Here is a 17,258-nt window from a genome sequence, read left to right as displayed (position 1 = left end):
GCTGATGGGGAGAACGTGCGAGATCTTGGACGTACCCGCCGCCGGATGCGGGCCATGGTCAGAGAGCTGGATCTGCCGCAGCTGAGCACGGTCGAAGAGCTGTGCGCCGCGGTCGCCGACCGGTCGGGGCGTCCCGTACGGCTCGTTCCGCGCCGGATGCGGGTGGACGAGCCGTCGGGGTTCGTCGAACGCCGCGCGGAATCCGACGTCATCTACTTCGAGCAGGAGACCTCGGGCCTGCACCAGGCGCACATCATCTGCCACGAACTCGCGCATCTTCTCTGCGGACACCTCGCCGAGGCCCCGGCGGCCGACGAGGACACGGCGCATGTGGAACTGCCCACGATCGACGCCGACATGATCCGGCTGGTGCTCGGCCGTTCGCACTACGATGGTGCGGCGGAAGAGGAAGCGGAGATCCTGGGGGCCGAGTTGACGCGCATTCTCGTGCTGGCGCCCGGGGCCGGGACGACCTCCCAGCTGGCGCCCGCGCTGGAGCATCGCAAGGGACAGCATGTCTGACGGCGGTGCGTCCGGCATGTCCGAGGCGCCGTTCAACGTGGTCTACCTCGGCATCGGTACGGTCGCCTGGGTCGTGGCCGTACTGAAGTTCCGGGCGTGGCGCCGGGATCCGTCCCCCGGTCTGCTCGTCGTCGCCGTGACGGTCGCGGCCCCCTCGACCGCGTTCGTGGTGGCGGCCCCGGTGCTGTACCGGCTGATCGACGGCCTCACGGGCCGCGGCAATCTGGCGACGCTGTTCGTCTATCTCGGCATCACGGGTTTCTCCGCCTCCGTCGTGGTGCTGGCGCGGATGTGGACCCCGCCGAAGCGGCGCACCAACGCACAGGTGTGGGAAGGGGTGACGGGCGACACCTGGCGGCAGGCGCGGCGCCGGCTCGCGGTGTTCGCGGTCCTGGTGCCGACGATGATCGTCCTGTTCCTCACCGGGGGAGCGGAGAGCCCGGAGACCCCCCTCACGTTCGACACCACCTTCGCGACCAGCCCGCGGATCGCGGTCTTCCTCGTCATCTACCAGGTGCTGTTCGGCTTCGCGCTGATCGACATCAGCCGGGTGTGCTCCGGGCACGCCGCCGGGCTGCCGTACGGGTGGCTGCGCCGCGGCATCCGGCTGATCGCCGTCGGCGGGCTCGTGGCCTGCGGCTATGTCGTGTGCAAGCTCATCGCGATCGGCGCGGCCTTCGCGGAGGTCGACGGGGTGGAGTGGCTGAGCACGGCCGCGGGTCCCGCGTTCGCCGCGCTCGGAGCCGTACTCATCACCGCGGGGTTCGCCGGACCGGCCGTCGCCGCCTGGACGCTCCGCCGCCGCGACTACCAGGCCCTGCGCCCGCTGTGGGATCTGGTGTACCGCGCGGACCGCCGGCTGGCCCTGGAGGCGCCTCCGTCGCCGTGGACCGAGCGGCTGGCGTTCCGGGACCTGGAGTGGCGTACCGCCAGGCGTGGACTGGAGATACGCGACGGCCAGTTGACGCTGCGGCCGTGGGTCGATCCCGCGGTGGTCGCCGCGGCGACCGGCGTCGCCGAACGGGCCGGTCTGGACGACGGTGACCGGGCGGCCCTGATCGTCGCCGCCGCGCTGCGCGCCGCGGGCGAGGCGCTGAACGCCGGGACCCCGCCGCGCCCGCGCGAGGACCAGGCTCCGCTGCCCGGCCTGGACGCGGAACCGGCCGAGGAACGCGCACACCTGGTACGGGTCGCCCGCTCTCTGTACGCCCCCCTGACCGGCGAGGCGCTGGCCGTCGCCACCGCGGCCGAATGACCGCCGGAACGCGCGGCGCGTACCGCGCCTACGCGCGGCTCGTCCTGGAGACGATGCCGGAGGAGTCCCGGGTCGGACTCACCCTCGGCTTCGTCCGTACCTTCGGCATCCCGGACATCGCCCGGGTGCTGGCCGCCACCGGCCGGATGACCAACGAGCCGCGCGGCCGGGCCAAGGCGACCGGGGTGGCCATGTTCACCCTGATCGGGAAGGGCCTGGACAGCGAGGACGGCCGTCGGGTCGTCGACGGGCTGCGCCGGGTCCACGACCGGCCCGGCATCACGCCGGAGCTGATGCACTACGTACTGGCCTGCTTCACCGTGTGCCCCCTGCGCTTCATCGACGCCCACGGCCACCGGGCCGTCACCGAGGCGGAGCGGGACGCGGCCTACCTCTTCCACCTGTCCCTCGCGGACGCCCTCGGTATGCCCGAACTCTCCAGCCTGGACGGCGAATTGGCGGGAGAGGCGGCCGGTGGGGCGATCGGCGGGGTGGCCGGTGGCGTGGTCGGCGGGGCGACCGGCGACGCGGCCGGCGGGGCGACCGGCGACGCGGCCGGTGGCGTGGCCGGGGCCGGGGCCGATGGCCTGGCCGGTGTGGAGCGCTGGATGCGCGACTACGAGACGCGCCACTTCGCCCCCACGGACGCGGGCCGCGCGCTCTGGGCCGCCACCAGCAAGGGCCTGCTCGCGGCCCGGCTGCCCGCCCCACTGGCCCCGCTGGCCTCGGTGTTCGCCGCCTCGCTCCTGGACCGGCCGCTCCGCGAGGCCCTGACCGTACGCCGCCCACCCGCCCCGGTCCGCGCCCTGGTCACGTACGCGCTACGAGCCCGCGCCCGCGCGCGACGGCGTGCCGCGTGACTGGCGACCCGACGCCCGTGACGCGACACCCGTGACGCGCTACCCGTCGCCCACGGAGGACGTGGGCTGTCTGCGAGGGGTCCTGGCCGTTCCGCTCGTGCTTCTCCATCTGATCGCCGCCGGGTGCTGCTTCCTGGCGCTGACCATCCGGCCGGCGGGCACCTGGGACGACGACGCGCGCGCCGGAATCGTCCTGGCGTGCATTCTCACCCTCGCGACGAGCGCCCTGGCCCTGCTGATCACGGTCGCGCCCTCGGTGCGGCGAGCCATGGGACCGTGGTGGTCGGCGCCGCCCCTGCTCCTCGGCGTGGTCGCGGCGGTCCGCTGGGCCCTAGGAAGCGCCGCGACCGGCCGCGTGTGTCAGCGGCACAGCGCCGCGTCCACCGCCTTCTCCACCTCCATCACCTCGTCCAGTGCGCCCGGCAGGACGGTGACCGCGACACTGACGGAGCGGCCGGACTCCGTGACGCCGCCGCGGGTCTCGTAGCCGGGGATGTCGCCGCCGTGGCCCCAGGCGACGCCGCCGCAGGACAGTGGTTTGCTCATCAGCCCGAGTCCGTAACGGGAGCCGGCGACCGGGTCCTCGGCCGGGACCGTGGTGCGCATCTCCCTGAGCTGGGCCGGCTTGAGCAGACGGCCGTCGAGCAGCGCGGTGAAGAAGCGGTTGACATCGCTGTTGGTGGAGATCATGGCCCCGGCCGCCCAGCCCCAGGAGGGGTCCTGCACCGTGACGTCGCGCAGCGGGGCGCCGGGCCGCTCGGCGAAGTAGCCCTTGGGGTGCTTCTCGCGGATCGTCATGTCACCGGCGCGCGGGAAGTACGTGTGCCGGAGCCCGATCCGTTCGACCGTCCGCTTGTTGATCTCCTCGGCGAGCGGGCGGCCGGTGATCTTCTGGACGAGCAGCCCCGCGACGACGTAATTGGTGTTGCTGTACTCCCACTTGGCGCCCGGAGGGAACGACGCCTTGCCCTTCAGGGCGCGGTCGAGCAGCTCCCGCGGTTCGGCGTAGCGGTGCTGGAACTCCGTGAAGTTCTCGGCCACGGCCTGGGTGTACTCGGGCAGTCCGCTGGTGTGCTGGAGCAGCTGCCGTACGGAGATGTGACGGCCGTCGACGCCCTCACCGCGGATGAGGTCCGGCAGGTAGGTCTCGATCGGCGCGTCGAGGTCGATCTTTCCCTCACCGACGAGTTGCAGCACCACGACCGCGGTGAAGGTCTTGGTGCTGCTGCCGATGCGCACCTGACCGTCGGCCGGGACCGGGGCGCCGGTCGCCAGGTCGGCGACGCCCGCGGTGTACGTACGCGTACGGCCGTCCCGCTCCCGGGTACTGAGGAGCGCGGCGGGACGCCTGCCGTCGCTCACGAGGCCGTCGACTATCTTCCGCAGGTCCGTCCGCGCGCCCTTGTGCCCGCCCGCCTCGCTGGTCCGCGTGCTCTCGTCGGCGTAGGCCGCGCTGTAGGCGGCGGGCAGACCCAGCCCGGCCACCAGCGTGAGGGCGATCAGGGCCGCCCCCCTCCGTCGGGAGCCCCTCCGGCGGGCGGAGGTACCGGAAACACGGGCGGGGGTGGGGGCGTTGTCGGACATGCGGAAGCTCCTTCAGGACTGACCGGACGGGCCGGATGCGTGTGCACCGGCATGTCCTCAGCTTGTCCGTGCCGGGCATGCCACCGGAATGCTGCCTGCTCCCGGAACGGGGGTGGAGCAAGGTCCACCCCCTGGGGGGTGCGGTCCCCAGGGGGTGGCCTTCCCAACGGTCCTCCCCGGCGCGGTGATCAGGCCTTCGCCGTCCTTCGCCGTCATGCCGTCGGACCGGATACGGGTCCGGGAGCGCGCGATCAGCCGATGCACAGGACAAGCAGGCAGAGCCGGTCCGGCGGCGGTGTCGGTGTGCTGCTCGGGGGCGGAGTGTCCGGGGTGGAGTCGTCGGCGGGCGGCGGCGGGGGCGGCGGAGGAGGCGTGGTCGGCTGTGCGGCCGGGGGACGGGTGGTGGGCGAATCGTCGGCCGCCGCGGGCGGAGTGGTCTGTGGCCGCGGGCTCGTCGTCGCGGTGGGGCGGGTGGCGGCCGTGGTCTGCCGCGGGTTCCTCGTCGCGGTCCTGGTCACCACGGTGGTGGATTTCCGCGGCGGGCTGGTGATCGCGGGCGGCGGGGCGTCGCCGCCGGAGTCCCGCGGATCGCGGGTGCTCGGCCGTACGGACGACGAGTCGGTGTCGGTGGCGTCCGCGCCCGTCGTGGCCGTGGCTTTCGGCTCCGGTGTCGCCGATGCCTGTGTGTCCTGGCCGGTGGACGGCCGGGACGGCAGCACGGCGAGGGTCAGACCGCCCCCGACGAGTGCGACGGTCGACGCGACCACGGCCCGGCGCCGCTGCTTCTTCCAGCGCGCCAGCTGGCGGCGCCGGGCCGCGCGGCCGGGGGTCACCGGCGCGGTCTCCTCGAAGCCACTCGACGTCCCGGCGTCGGACGCGGCCGCCACGGAGTCCATCACCGCGTCCTCGGGCACGCCATGGGCGCCGGAAGCGACTTTGGAGTCGGAAGCGCCGGAAGCGCCGGGAGCGCCGTGGGCGCCGGACGCGGTCGGCTCGGGACCGGGGTGAGGCGCGCCGTAGTAGTCCGCCGAAGCCGGGAACTCCCGCGTCCGCCACGCCTCCGCCGCCGTCACGGTCGTGGGTGCCACGTCGTGAGGGCGGTGCCCAGGAGGGGCGATGTCCGGTGCGTACGCGCCACACCCGGGGCACACCAGCGCCCCGTTGAGGGTCCGACGGCACGAGGAGCAGTAGTCCATCCGCGATCTTTCTGTGCTGACTGCGCCACCAGAAACTCCGGCGACCGGTTCAAGTTCGCACTCATGATCGAGCGGGAACAACGTAACGGCCTCTGCGGGAGGCCGTGCGTAGCCCGTGTGTTGCTCTCGCGAAGATTGTTCGCCGACGGTCGGCCCGTACGCGGCCTTGGCGGGCGGTGCGGCTACGGACAACACTGAGCCCGTGCGGCGGCGTCGCGCGGCGCCGTGCGCGCCGCCTCGCGCGGCCTCGCGGCGGCGGTGCCCCTCGTCGGCTGTTCACCCGGGCGCCGTCTCGTGCTTGCTCGCAGGTGGGACGATCGCGCTCCCCCACTGCCTTCACTGCCCTTCACTGTCGTGCAACGGAGAAACGATGTCCCCGAAGAGAACCTGCGCCGCGCTCGTAGCCGTGGCAGCCGCCGCCGGCCTGCTGGCCGGCACGGGCGCGGCGAGCGCGCATCAGGAGTCGTGGCGGCCGGCCGCCTTCGACCGCACCGCCACCTACCCGGTCTTCCAGAACCGGCCGGCCGGCGAGGACCCGGCCTCCCCGACCGTCGCCGAGATCTCGGCGGCCAGCGAGGACGGCCGGACCCTGATCTACACCGACGCGGTGGCCCGGCGGATCGGCTTCCTCGACATCAGCAGGCCCGACAGCCCGCGGGGGCTCGGAACGCTGTCGCTGGCGGAACTCGGCAACGCCGAGGACGAGCCGACCTCGGTGGCGGTCGTCGGCCAGTACGTCCTGGTGGTGGTGAACACCAGTGCCGGCTACGCCGACCCGTCCGGCCGGCTCGACATCATCTCGCTGCGCGACCGCAAGCGGGTGGCGAGTCACGACCTCGGCGGACAGCCCGACTCCATCGCGATCAGCAAGGACAAGCGGTACGCCGCCATCGCGATCGAGAACGAGCGTGACGAGGAGGCCACCCCGCCCGGAGGCGAGGAGGGCGACCTGCCCCAGGCCCCGGCCGGCTTCGTCCAGATCGTCGACCTCAAGGGCGACAAGCCGGACCGGTGGCGTACCCGCGCCGTGCCGCTGACCCAGTCGAACGGCAAGGCCCTGCCCGCCCTGGTCGCCGCCGGGATCACCGAGCCGACCGACCCGGAGCCGGAGTACGTCTCCATCAACCGCCGCGACCAGCTCGTGGTGACCCTCCAGGAGAACAACGGCGTCGTCCTGCTGGATCTGCCGACGGGCAGGATCACCAAGGCGTTCAGCGCCGGTACGGCGTCGGTCAAGGGCATCGACACGGTCGAGGACGGCGAGATCGACCTGACCGGCTCGATCACCGACGTACCGCGCGAGCCCGACTCGGTCGGCTGGATCGACGACCGTTACCTGGCGACCGCCAACGAGGGCGACTGGCGCGGCGGCACCCGGGGCTGGTCCATCTTCGACAGCCGGACCGGCAAGGTCGTCTGGGACGCGGGCAACAGCTTCGAGGCCATCGCCGCGCGCTACGGGCTGCACAACGAAGGCCGGGCCGAGAAGAAGGGCACCGAGCCGGAGGGCCTGGCGATCGCCGAGTTCGACGGCGTGCGCTACGCCTTCGTCGGCTCGGAGCGGAGCAACTTCGTCGCCGTCTACGACCTGAGCCGGCCGACCGCCCCGGTCTTCCGCCAGGTGCTGGCCACCACCAACGGCCCCGAGGGGCTGCTGCCGATCCCGTCGCGCGACCTGCTCACGGTCTCCAGCGAGGAGGACGACGCCTCGGTCAACGTGCGGTCCTCGGTGAGTGTCTTCCGTCTGGGCAAGAGCGGCCTGGGCAAGGGCAACCCGGGCAACGGCAACCCGGGCCAGGGCACCCCCGCGTTCCCGGGCATCGTCTCGGGCCCGGACTCCACCGGCGCGCCGATCGGCTGGGGCGCGCTCGGCGCGCTCTCCGCCGTACCCGGCAAGCGGCAGCAGCTCTACAGCGTCACCGACGCCGCGTACTCCACCACCAAGATCCTGACCATCGACGCGGCGCGGCGTCCGGCGGTCATCACCCGGTCGTTGGACGTCAAGGGAACCGACGGCCGGCCGGTCGGCTATGACGCCGAGGGCATCTACGCCCGGCCGCAGGGCGGCTTCTGGCTCGCCGTGGAGGGCGCGACCGGCGCGGACAACAAGCTGGTCCGGCTCGACAGCGCGGGACGTACCCGGCAGACCGTCCCGCTGCCGGCGGATGTCGCCGCCGGCCTCGGGGGTCAGGGCTTCGAGGGAGTCACCGCGACCACCGACCGCCGCGGTCACGAGGTGGTCTGGGCCACCCTCCAGCGCGAGGTCAAGACCGACCCGGCCGGGATCGTCCGGCTCGGCCGGTACGACGTCACGGCCGGCACCTGGAGCTGGTACGGCTACCGCATCGGCAGCACCACCACCCCGGGTGACTGGATCGGCCTCTCCGAGATCACCGTGGTCGGCGACAAGCTCGCCGTCATCGAGCGGGACAAGCTGAACGGCCCGTCCGCCAAGATCAAGCGGGTGTACACGGTCGACCTGCCGAAGTCCGCGGCGCCGTCGGGCGCGCTGCCCGTACTGCCCAAGAAGCTCGCCCACGACGTGCTGCCCGACCTGCGCGCGACGAACGGCTGGACCCAGGAGAAGCTGGAAGGGCTGACCGTGGGCGGCGACGGTGAGGTCTACGCCGTGACCGACAACGACGCCCTGGACAACTCCACGGGCGAGACGGTCTTCCTGCGCCTCGGCTCCAGCAAGAAGATCTTCGGACGCGACTGACCCGGACCGACCCGGACCGACCCGGGCTGACCCACCGCGGCGCTCACCCGCGCCGCGGCGGACAGCCTCGGACGGTCTCGGACGGTCTCGGATGGTCTCGGACAGTCTCGGACGGTCACGGACCACGGAATCCAGAACGGCCGCCGGCACCTCGCCGGCGGCCGTTCGCGCTGTTCCAGGACCCCGTTTCCGCCTTCCCCGGCCCGGTAGCGCCGCCCGGGGAACAGGTCGAGCATGGAAAGCGGGTTGGACCGAAAATGGAAAGCGGGTTGGACCGAAAGAGGGGTGGCCGGACCGCTGGAACATCTCCCTGGAGGGGTTCTCATGCCGATACACATGCCTTCTGCCCTGCTGGACCCGCTGACCGACCGGGGGACCGCTTTCACGGCCGAGGAGCGGGATCGCCTCGGGCTGTGGGGCCGGCTGCCGGACGCGGTGCTCACCCTCGACCAGCAGGCGGCCCGCGCCTACGAGCAGATGCGGCAGGAGCCGACCGATCTGGCGAAGTTCCTCAACCTGGAGCAGCTGCACGACCGCAACGAGGTGCTGTACTACCGGCTGCTTCACGATCACCTCGCCGAGTTGCTGCCGATCGTCTACGACCCGACCGTGGGCGAGGCGATCAAGCGGTACAGCCACGAGTACCGGCGCCCGCGCGGAGTGTTCCTGTCCATCGAGCGCCCACAGGACGTGCGCCGCTCCTTCGAGGCACTCCGGCTCCACCGGGACGAGGTCGATCTCGTGGTGGTCTCCGATGCCGAGGAGATCCTGGGTATCGGCGACTGGGGGGTGCAGGGCGTCCAGATCTCGGTGGGCAAGCTCGCCGTCTACACCGCCGCCGCCGGGCTGCATCCCGGGCGCTGCGTGCCCGTGGTCATGGACGTCGGTACCGACAACGAGAACCTGCTGAACGATCCGCTGTACCTGGGCGTGCGCCACAGCCGGGTCCGCGGGAAGCGGTACGACGCGTTCATCGCGGACTACCTGGAGACGGTCTCGGAGCTGTATCCCAACGCGCTCCTGCACTTCGAGGACTTCGGGCCGGGCAACGCCCGCCGCATCCTGGAGACTTACGGCGACCGCTACCGCATGTTCAACGACGACATGCAGGGCACCGGCGCCATCACGCTGGCGGCCGTGGTGTCGGCCCTGAAGATCACCGGGCAGCCCTTCCGCGACCAGCGCGTCGTCATCTTCGGCGCCGGCACGGCCGGTGTGGGCAATGCCGACCAGCTGCGCGACGCGATGGTCCGCGACGGCCTGGACCCCGAGGAGGCAACCCGCCGGGTGTGGCTGGTCGACCGTCAGGGACTGCTGGTCGAAGGGATGCGGGACCTGCGCGACTACCAGGCCCCCTACGCGCGGCCGGCCTCGGAGGTGCGGGACTGGGCGGACGGGAAGATCGACCTGCTGACCACCGTCCGGCACGTGCGGCCCACCATGCTGATCGGCACCTCGACCTCACCGGGCGCCTTCGACAAGGCGGTGGTCACCGCGATGGCCGAGCACGTCGACCGGCCGATCATCTTCCCGCTGTCCAACCCCACCGAGAAGATCGAGGCCATGCCGGCCGACCTCCTCGCCTGGACCGACGGGAGGGTCCTGACGGCGACGGGTATCCCCGTCGACTCGGTCGAGTACGGCGGCGTGCGCCATGTCATCGGGCAGGCCAACAACGCGCTGCTCTACCCGGGCCTCGGGCTGGGCACCATCGTCGCCGGGGCCGCACGGCTCACCGCCGGGATGCTGCTCGCCGCCGCGGAGGCGGTGGCGGGGCAGGTCGACGCACGGGCCCCCGGCGCGCCCCTGCTGCCGCCGGTGGGGAACCTGCGCGCGTCGTCGGCGACGGTCGCGGTGGCGGTGGTACGAGCGGCCGTCGCGGACAAGGTCGCCACCCGCCAACCGGCCGATCTGGTCCAGGCGGTGCAGGACGCCATGTGGCAGCCGGTCTACGGACCGCTGTCCGAGAAGAACGAGAAGAACGAGAAGAACGAGAAGAACGAGAGGAACGAGAGGAACGAGAGGAACGGGAAGAGCGGGAAGAGCGGGAAGAACGAGAGGAACCAGAAGGGGGCGCCGCCGGACGAGGCGTAGCCGCGACCGCTCGGCGGCCGTGTCCTCCCGGACGGATCGGCGACGTCCCGGATCGATTGGCCCTGCTGCGGCGTGTACGGATGAGGTCGCGGCGTTCACCGCTCCACGGTGGAGCGGTGAAGGCATTGACGCCTGCGGCCGGGACGGCCGTGATGGCGACCGGCATCCTCTCCGTAGGGCTGGACCTGACGGGTTACACGGCGCTGTCCGCGATCGCGCTCGTGCTCGCCTGCGCGCTGTGGGCGGCTTTTGCCGTGACGTTCGCCGTACGGCTGGTGTGCAGCACGGAGCAGTGGCGGCGCGACGCGGTGACCCCGGCCGCGCTGACCGGGGTCGCGTCGACGTGTGTGCTGAGCACCTGTCTGTCGCTGGAGAAATGGCGTGTCGCGGCGGCGGTGGCGCTGGCGTTGTCGGCGGCACTGTGGCCGGTGCTGCTGGTGCCGGTGGTCCACGGCTGGGGCCGGCGGCTGCCGGGGGTGGTGTTCCTGGTCTGCGCGGCCACGCAGAGCCTGGCCGTCGGCGCGAGCACCCTCGCCGTATTGGAGGGCTCGCGGTGGCTGTGCTGGGCGAGTCTGGTGTTCTTCGGCCTGGGGGTGGCGCTGTACGGGCTGGCACTGGCCCACTTCGACCGGCGCGAGGTGCGTACGGGCGCGGGCGACCACTGGGTGGCGGGCGGGGCGTTGTCGATCTCCGCGCTGGCGGGGGCCAAACTGACGGACGCCTCTGATCCGCGCGGCCCCCTGGGGTGGGTCCCGGTGCTCCACGGGCCGCTGCGCACGGTCACGCTCGTCCTGCTCGTCGGCAGCCTCGTCTGGTTGCTCGTCCTGGCGTACGCCGAGACACGGTGGCCGCGGGCGCGGTACGACATCCGGCGCTGGGCCACCGTGTTCCCGCTCGCCACGACCTCGGTCGCCTGCCTCGTGATCGCGGTGACCGCCGGACTGCCGGCAGCCGAGACCCTCGGCCGGGTCCTGCTGTGGATCGCCGTCACGTTGTGGCTGCTGACCGCGGTCGGCGCCGCGCGCGAGGGTCGCCGACGATCAGCGGGGCAGAGCCCGGACCGGTGAGCCCGGACCGATGAGCCCGTACCGATGAGCCCGGGACCCACGGCGACCCCACGGCGACGGGCGGCCGGATCGTCCTCACGGGGTGGGCGGGGGATCATCGTCCAGCTCGCCGCGGAGGGCGGCGACGGCGAAGGCCACCATGCAGGCCACGAGGAGCAGCGCGACCGGCCCCCAGAGCGCCGGGACCGCCCACATCGGCCACTCGTTGGACCCTTGCACCCAGAGCGCCAGGACGGCGGTGACACCGAAGCCGACGCTGTGCCACCGCACCACCGTCGCGGCCTTCGCGTGACGCCGGCTGCCGCGTGCGAAGAGTGACCACAGGCTCCCGACGAGGGCGGTCAGGCCGAAGGAGACGCCGGCGAGCGCGCCGCCGAGGCGGTCCTCGGGCCACCCCAGCGGCCCGGCGGACGTCTGCTGCCGCTGTCCGCCGGCGTCCCGTACCTCGACGACCTCACCGTGCCAGATCAAGCCGACGACATGGTCGCCCGGCCCCATTCCCGACATCACCGGATCAGTTTGCCGGAACGTTACTTCCCATGGCTCACCGGAGGGGAGCGACAATTCCGCTTCCGCCGGCTCATTCCTCTCGCCGCGGTGCGCGTCGGCGCTCCGAACGGTGAATTCCTGTTCCCACAGACACCCCGACGCCTTCACCGGGACGGAGGCACACTCCGGCGCGGCACGGAACTCCCGTTCCCGCTCCAGCGCCTCGCGGATCCCGAAGGCCATCACCACCCCCGCAACGAGAGCCACGACCGCGATGACCAGCCACACCACGGCCCGTATCACTCTGAGCTGTGCCGACCCCATGTATTTCCCCCCCACCCTTTTCACGAGTCCCCCGTACACGCGGATACACACGTATACAGGCGTATAGGAACACGCCGGGCGAATCGGCGCCCATGCCCGTCACCGGCAGCGCTCGGCCCGCCGGGCTTGCCGGGCCGAGGAAACGACGATCGTGCCCGTACAGCGCGTACGGCCCGTACGGCGCGGAGCGCGGGATGGAACCGGGCGCGTCGATTTCCAGCGCCGCTCCCTCCGGGCAGCCCTATTTACCGCCGAAGGGAATTACTCGTCTCCCGGGTGCGGGCGGATTCCTGTTCGCTGTTCCGCCGGAAGGAATTACATGGAGAGTTGATCGGCGCTGTCGTGGCCGGTAAGACATATGCGGCGGAAACTGGCCGGTCGTTTTCGTGGTAGAGTTTCGATGAATTCACAGGACGCCACGAAAAAAGGGGAATGGCGTGAATACCGAGAAGGTTACGGCTCGACGTCTTACGGCCGGCGAGGTTTCGGAGTTGGGCCTCCAGGACGGAATCTTCGTCTCGGCAGAGACGGATGACCTTCCTCTCGACTGCTATGCCCCGGCTTTCCTTACGGAGCCGGGTAAGAATTTCGAGGGAGGGTCCTTCACTGCGAGGACGATCTTCGGTGAGGAAATCCATGTTCTCCCGGACAACGCGGAAGAGCGTGGGATCTGGGTCGCCGACAAGGCGGGGGAGGAAATCGAGGTTCTCCAGAGTGCCGGTGTCCTCCTGAACCTCGCACTCTTCGTTCCCGACGGGAGCAAGGAATCCCTGGAGGCGCTCTACTCCGCCGCGCGGGACGCGTTCGGCGCGGGGATCGTCCAGCGCTGGAGCGAGGAAGTCGCTTCGGTGCCGGACGTCAAGGTCGACCTGTTCGAGGAGCCGACCCGGGGGCGGAAGAACACGAGCAGCCAGAACCGCGACCGCCGCGCCCTGGACATCTACCCGACCCGCGTGCGGTTCATGGAGCCCAGCGACGGCTGGCGGTTCATCGTCGAACCGCACAAGGAGATCGTCGACGACACACCGACGATCTGACCTGGGAACGAGTTAGTGGCCCCGCGAGAGGCCACGTCGGCATGAGGCCCCCGCCCGGTGGCGAATCCAAGGGGGCGTAACACCCTGCTCGTCGAGCGACTGTGGTCGGCGCGGAGCAGCCAGACGCTCGGCTGGGATCTCCCAGCCGAGCGTTTCGCGTGCGTGTGGGTGGATCGACTCGCGCCTCACGCAATGACATGGATCACTAAAGTGACCCATACGGGGAAAGCAACTATCCCCTTATGGGGCAATTGCCCGCCGTGTGAGTGTCCTGCACGGCACGCGTCTCCTTCTTAACGCCCTTCCGACAAGGGTGTTTCCGGTCATACGATCACCGGCGAAGCCCTGCGTGAGTGCCGCCGCAGCGGCCGTCCCACCACTTTTTCTCACCTGCTTGTCCCACCCGTTTTTCGGACCCGTGAAGGACTCCGTTGAAGATTCGCCGCATTCTTGCCACGGCCGTCGCCGCCGCCGTGACCACGCCCGTCGTCCTGCTCTCCGTCACCCCCGCGCTCGCCGACGCCAAGCCGTCCGCCGCCTCGCAGGCGCAGCAGCGGGGCGAGCAGGGCACGCCTTCCATCGAGGAACTCGAGAAGGCCGCCGAGACGGCGCGGAAGGCGTACGACGACGCCGTCGCCGCGGTCAAGGCCGCGCGGGCCGTTCTCAAGGTCGCCCTCTCCGACGACGCGCCGCTCACCGTCGCCGCGAAGGCCGCCAGGAAAGAGGCGGCCGACGCCGCCACCGCCAAGGAGAACGCCGACAAGGCGCTGACGGACGCCAAGGCCGCGCGTGCCGCGCTGCCCGGGACCGCCACCCCCGAGGAGACGGCGGTCGCGGAGAAGGCGGTCGCCGACGCCGAGACCGCCGTCCTGTCCGCAGAGGGCGCCAAGGCCACCGCAGACGCCAAGGCCGCGACGGCCGGCCAGGCCGCCGACGATGCCCGTGTCGCGGCCGTCCGGGCGTATTCCGTGGTCCAGAACGCCGAGAAGGAGGCCCTCAAAGCGAAGAAGGCCGCCGACAAGGCGCTCGCGGACGCCAGGGACGAGGAGACGGAGCCGGGCGAGCCGGAGTGCGTCTTCGAGAGCCGGCTGCGCACCGTCGCCATCGGCCTGCCGTCCAAGATCGTCGCGGGCTCGACGACCGACTTCTCGGTCCGCGTGACCAACGGCACGGACAAGACGCTGGACGAGGTCTCCCCCCGCGTCTACTTCCACGCGACGGACAAGAGCGGCTACAACGTCATCGACGACGCCTTCCACCTACAGTGGTCGACCGCCGCGTCCCCGACCTGGAAGAACGTCGAGGGCAGCCACGCCGGCCCCATCAGTCCGCTGAAGGCGGGCGCCCAGGCCGACGTGAAACTGCGTCTGAAGGTTGACGCCAAGGCCCCGGCCGGGGACGGCCTTGCGTTCGTCGCCGGTGACTACCTCAACGACGACGAGTCCTGTGGCGGCAACTTCGCCACCGAGTACGACTTCGAGCTGCTCGCCGCCGGCAGTGCCGTCGACGACGTCGAGGACGCCAAGCCCGGCAAGACCACGCCGCAGACCCCGGACACCAAGCCGCAGGGCGCCACGTCCACCACCCCGGTGGACTCCGGCGACCCCGCCGCCACCGGCTCTCTCGCCAGCACCGGCTCCCCCTCGGCCCTCCCGGGGTTCGCCGGCGCGGCCGGCGCGGCCGTGGCTCTCGGCGCCGTCGCGGTCTTCGTCGGCCGCCGCCACCGGGCGGGCTCGGCCTCCTGACGGACGGCCTGTGAGGACCTTCTGACGCGGCCTCGTCCACCCGCGCGGTGAGAACAGGGCGCCCCCGTCCCCGGGGGCGCCCTTTCCCGTCGGGCGGCTGTGCCGCGCCGCCCGAATCGATCAGCCGCGGGCCGGACTGACCTGACGCGACGCCTCGGTGACGACCTGGTGCGGGCGGGGGGCCGCCCGCACGGTCGGGTCCGTCCGGCGGTCGCGCCCCGTGGCGAGCAGAGCGACCGCGAGGACGACCTGCACCGCCAGGACGAACGCCTGCGTGACGGGCGAGTCGACGGTCAGCACGGCCATGGTCGCGTTGAAGCCGAGGTGAACCGCGAGGGATGCCGCGACTCCGGCGCGCTCGTAGGCGTAACCGGTCAGCAGTGCCACCGGGATGACACTGAGCGAGAACATCAGGCCGCTCCAGCTGATCAGACCGAACTCGGCCTGGACCGTGCCCTCGATGAAGAACAGCGGCAGATGCCACACCGCCCAGACGGCACCCAGCAGGAGGCCGGCCTGAAGACGGCTCATCGACGCGCGCAGGCGCGGATACGCCGTGCCGCGCCAGCCGGGCTCCTCGGACAACGGACCGGCGATCAGCATGCTGACGAAGAACGGGACGACTCCGCCGACGGTCGAGATCAGTTCCCTGCCCTCGGCCAGACTCACCTCGGCGCCCCCCAGGAAGTCGGCGAGCGTCGCGCCCGCCACCACGGTCCCCGAGGCCAGCACCAGCAGGGGCAGTACCCAGAACAGCCGTCTGCCCTGCCGGAACGTCACCGTACGAGCGGGTACGGGCTCCCGGCGGCGCGTGCGGCGCACGCGGACCGCGATCGCGCCGAACACCGGGCCGAAGCCACCGAGCAGATAGGGAACGGCGGTGGGGGAACTCGTCGGTGATCCGCCCAGTGCGATCGCGATCAGCCAGAAGGTCCACGTCGTGGTGAAGGTGACAGCGAAGAAGAGAGCAAGACCGCTGTACCGGCCGCCGGTGTCGCCGGCCCCGGCCCGCCGCGGCGCTCCGCCGCTCTCGGTGGGGCCGGTCCCGCTCTTCCGCTGGAACATGTCCGTCGTCCTTTCCGCCGAGACGCTCTCTGCGCCATGTCCATGACGCTACGGACGACGAGAGCGCGGCACACGGGGCGTACGGCCCGGCCGGGATGGTGGTGCTGAGTACACCCCGCCGACCGGCCACGGGGCGTACGGGCCCGGCGCGGTCGACGCGACGGCGGTCCGTCTCCCCCCGGCGGATTCGGTGAACTGCCCGGTCCGCCCGGTCAGTTCCGCCCGCTCCGCTCCTTGTCGCGGAGCGCCTGCTCCACGGCGTTCTGGACGCGGGCGTCCTCACGTACCTTGCGCCGTGCGCGGGTGCGGCGGGTGAGGATGAACGCGCCGACGACGGCCGCGAGCAGGACGACGACCAGCAGCAACAGCGTCCATGGGACGGCCCAGCCGTGCGCGGTGGCCTCGACCGGCTTGAGCGACGTGGTGGAGCCCGACGCGTCGGTGAGCAGGGGCGTGAGGGTCGCCGTCGCGGCCACACTGACTCCCGGCGCCACGCCGTGAACGGGCACCTTCGTCTTCCAGCTCTCCCCCGGAAGCAGCTCCGGCGGCGCGGCGATGTCGCCCGCTTCGGTCCGCAGCCATCCGAACGGGCCGGAGACCGACACCGTCTGGCGGGCCGACAGAAGGGCGTTGCCGGTGTTGTGGATCGTGTACGTGACGGTGGCGTCGCCCTTGGCGAACGGGTTGGCCGAGCCGGTGTAGTCGACGTGCAGGTCCTCGACGGCGAGCTTCGGCTTGAGTTCGCCGCTGACCCGCAGCTTGACCCGGATACCGAGGCGCCGGTCGACGCTGATGCCCTCGGCCTCGTCGGCCTGCTTCAGGGAGGTGAGGACCCCGCCCACGTAGTCGCCGGGTGTGGCATTGCCCGGAACGCGGACCGTGAACGGAACTTCGGCGGACGTGCCGGGCTTGATCACGACGCTGTCGCGGCCCGCGCGGGCCCAGGCGCCGATGCCCGTGGACTTCTTGTCCTTGGTGAGCAGGTCGAGCTGGCCCGTGTCGGTCGTGAAGCCGTCGGCGGCGTAGACCGTGAGTTCCAGCGGGGACTTGCTGCGGTTGGCGACGACCATGGCGTCCTTGACCTGGCCACCGGGGTTGACGGTGTAGCTGTAGCTGGAGCGGTCGTCGCCGTACCCGTTCGCGGCCGTCCTGACCGTCCAGGTGACGTCGCCGTCAGCCGCCTGAGCGGGGCCGGCGCACAGGCCGGCGATCGCGAGGGCCATGAGCAGGGGCAGGGCGACGGTACGGACGAGGGCGGTGACGCCGGTCCTCCGGCGCGTTACGGGCGTGTGCATGTCGGG

The 17,258-nt window shown here is 71.7% G+C and carries 13 protein-coding genes; 8 read left to right on the top strand and 5 right to left on the bottom strand.

Features of this window, described 5'->3' with window-relative positions; all coding sequences use genetic code 11:
• Nucleotides 1-15 precede the first annotated feature (15 nt).
• From ACIOGX_RS12300 to ACIOGX_RS12290, 3 genes are read left to right on the top strand one after another with little or no spacing between them, the layout of a single operon-like run.
• Nucleotides 16-522 carry a hypothetical protein gene (locus ACIOGX_RS12300; protein ID WP_356517668.1) on the top strand — a complete coding sequence of 169 codons (507 nt, stop codon included), beginning with the start codon at nt 16-18 and terminating at the stop codon, nt 520-522.
• Nucleotides 515-1,777, top strand: a complete 1,263-nt coding sequence (locus tag ACIOGX_RS12295; RefSeq protein ID WP_401912489.1) for an MAB_1171c family putative transporter — start codon at nt 515-517, stop codon at nt 1,775-1,777. Before ACIOGX_RS12300 ends, ACIOGX_RS12295 begins: the two co-directional genes overlap by 8 nt.
• Entirely contained in the window at nt 1,774-2,637 is an 864-nt protein-coding gene (locus ACIOGX_RS12290) for an oxygenase MpaB family protein (RefSeq protein ID WP_401912486.1), read from the top strand. Before ACIOGX_RS12295 ends, ACIOGX_RS12290 begins: the two co-directional genes overlap by 4 nt.
• Nucleotides 2,638-2,997: 360 nt before the next feature.
• Here ACIOGX_RS12290 and ACIOGX_RS12285 read toward each other — a convergent pair whose 3' ends face one another.
• Both ACIOGX_RS12285 and ACIOGX_RS12280 read right to left on the bottom strand, forming a co-directional pair.
• Nucleotides 2,998-4,221: a serine hydrolase domain-containing protein gene (locus ACIOGX_RS12285; RefSeq protein WP_401912484.1), complete on the bottom strand. Its 1,224-nt coding sequence runs from the start codon at nt 4,219-4,221 to the stop codon at nt 2,998-3,000.
• 251 nt (nt 4,222-4,472) lie between these two features.
• Entirely contained in the window at nt 4,473-5,309 is an 837-nt protein-coding gene (locus ACIOGX_RS12280) for a hypothetical protein (protein ID WP_401912481.1), read from the bottom strand.
• Between the two features lie 478 nt (nt 5,310-5,787).
• On the opposite strand from ACIOGX_RS12280, the gene ACIOGX_RS12275 reads away from it, so the two are divergent.
• The 3 genes from ACIOGX_RS12275 to ACIOGX_RS12265 all read left to right on the top strand — a co-directional run bounded on the left by ACIOGX_RS12275 (nt 5,788) and on the right by ACIOGX_RS12265 (nt 11,297).
• Nucleotides 5,788-8,136 (top strand): esterase-like activity of phytase family protein, encoded by a 2,349-nt coding sequence (locus ACIOGX_RS12275; RefSeq protein ID WP_401912478.1) that lies wholly within the window; start codon nt 5,788-5,790, stop codon nt 8,134-8,136.
• A 336-nt stretch (nt 8,137-8,472) separates the two neighbouring features.
• Complete coding sequence (locus ACIOGX_RS12270; RefSeq protein WP_401912476.1) at nt 8,473-10,230, top strand: NAD-dependent malic enzyme; 1,758 nt, start codon at nt 8,473-8,475, stop codon at nt 10,228-10,230.
• Nucleotides 10,231-10,346: 116 nt separating this feature from the next.
• A complete protein-coding gene (locus ACIOGX_RS12265) occupies nt 10,347-11,297 on the top strand; it encodes a tellurite resistance/C4-dicarboxylate transporter family protein (RefSeq protein ID WP_401764036.1) in 951 nt (316 codons plus the stop codon).
• A 75-nt stretch (nt 11,298-11,372) separates the two neighbouring features.
• Here ACIOGX_RS12265 and ACIOGX_RS12260 read toward each other — a convergent pair whose 3' ends face one another.
• On the bottom strand, nt 11,373-12,110 hold the full coding sequence (locus ACIOGX_RS12260) for a hypothetical protein (protein WP_401912473.1): 738 nt from the start codon (nt 12,108-12,110) through the stop codon (nt 11,373-11,375).
• Nucleotides 12,111-12,547: 437 nt separating this feature from the next.
• Here ACIOGX_RS12260 and ACIOGX_RS12255 point away from each other — a divergent pair, with 437 nt between their 5' ends.
• Nucleotides 12,548-13,147, top strand: coding sequence for a hypothetical protein (locus ACIOGX_RS12255; protein ID WP_401912470.1), 600 nt, complete (start codon nt 12,548-12,550; stop codon nt 13,145-13,147).
• Nucleotides 13,148-13,578: 431 nt separating this feature from the next.
• Nucleotides 13,579-14,892, top strand: coding sequence for a peptidase (locus ACIOGX_RS12250; protein WP_401912467.1), 1,314 nt, complete (start codon nt 13,579-13,581; stop codon nt 14,890-14,892).
• Nucleotides 14,893-15,012: 120 nt separating this feature from the next.
• On the opposite strand, the gene ACIOGX_RS12245 is transcribed toward ACIOGX_RS12250, so the two are convergent.
• Nucleotides 15,013-15,957 (bottom strand): CPBP family intramembrane glutamic endopeptidase, encoded by a 945-nt coding sequence (locus ACIOGX_RS12245; protein ID WP_401912464.1) that lies wholly within the window; start codon nt 15,955-15,957, stop codon nt 15,013-15,015.
• A 212-nt stretch (nt 15,958-16,169) separates the two neighbouring features.
• Nucleotides 16,170-17,252: a WxL protein peptidoglycan domain-containing protein gene (locus ACIOGX_RS12240; protein ID WP_401912462.1), complete on the bottom strand. Its 1,083-nt coding sequence runs from the start codon at nt 17,250-17,252 to the stop codon at nt 16,170-16,172.
• Nucleotides 17,253-17,258 lie beyond the last annotated feature (6 nt).

The sequence above is a fragment of the Streptomyces sp. NPDC088147 genome (genome assembly GCF_044741565.1).
GTDB lineage: Bacteria > Actinomycetota > Actinomycetes > Streptomycetales > Streptomycetaceae > Streptomyces.
Note: the sequence above shows the minus strand (reverse complement) of the source record. Positions and strands in the feature narration are given on the sequence as shown.

What these genes read in the sequence shown, in the direction of transcription:
- ACIOGX_RS12295 (WP_401912489.1), top strand. Translation starts at nt 515, where the DNA reads ATGTCTGACGGCGGTGCGTCCGGCATGTCCGAGGCGCCGTTCAACGTG.
- ACIOGX_RS12290 (WP_401912486.1), top strand. Translation starts at nt 1,774, where the DNA reads ATGACCGCCGGAACGCGCGGCGCGTACCGCGCCTACGCGCGGCTCGTC.
- ACIOGX_RS12285 (WP_401912484.1), bottom strand. Translation starts at nt 4,221, where the DNA reads ATGTCCGACAACGCCCCCACCCCCGCCCGTGTTTCCGGTACCTCCGCC.
- ACIOGX_RS12275 (WP_401912478.1), top strand. Translation starts at nt 5,788, where the DNA reads ATGTCCCCGAAGAGAACCTGCGCCGCGCTCGTAGCCGTGGCAGCCGCC.
- ACIOGX_RS12270 (WP_401912476.1), top strand. Translation starts at nt 8,473, where the DNA reads ATGCCTTCTGCCCTGCTGGACCCGCTGACCGACCGGGGGACCGCTTTC.
- ACIOGX_RS12260 (WP_401912473.1), bottom strand. Translation starts at nt 12,110, where the DNA reads ATGGGGTCGGCACAGCTCAGAGTGATACGGGCCGTGGTGTGGCTGGTC.
- ACIOGX_RS12245 (WP_401912464.1), bottom strand. Translation starts at nt 15,957, where the DNA reads ATGTTCCAGCGGAAGAGCGGGACCGGCCCCACCGAGAGCGGCGGAGCG.
- ACIOGX_RS12240 (WP_401912462.1), bottom strand. Translation starts at nt 17,252, where the DNA reads ATGCACACGCCCGTAACGCGCCGGAGGACCGGCGTCACCGCCCTCGTC.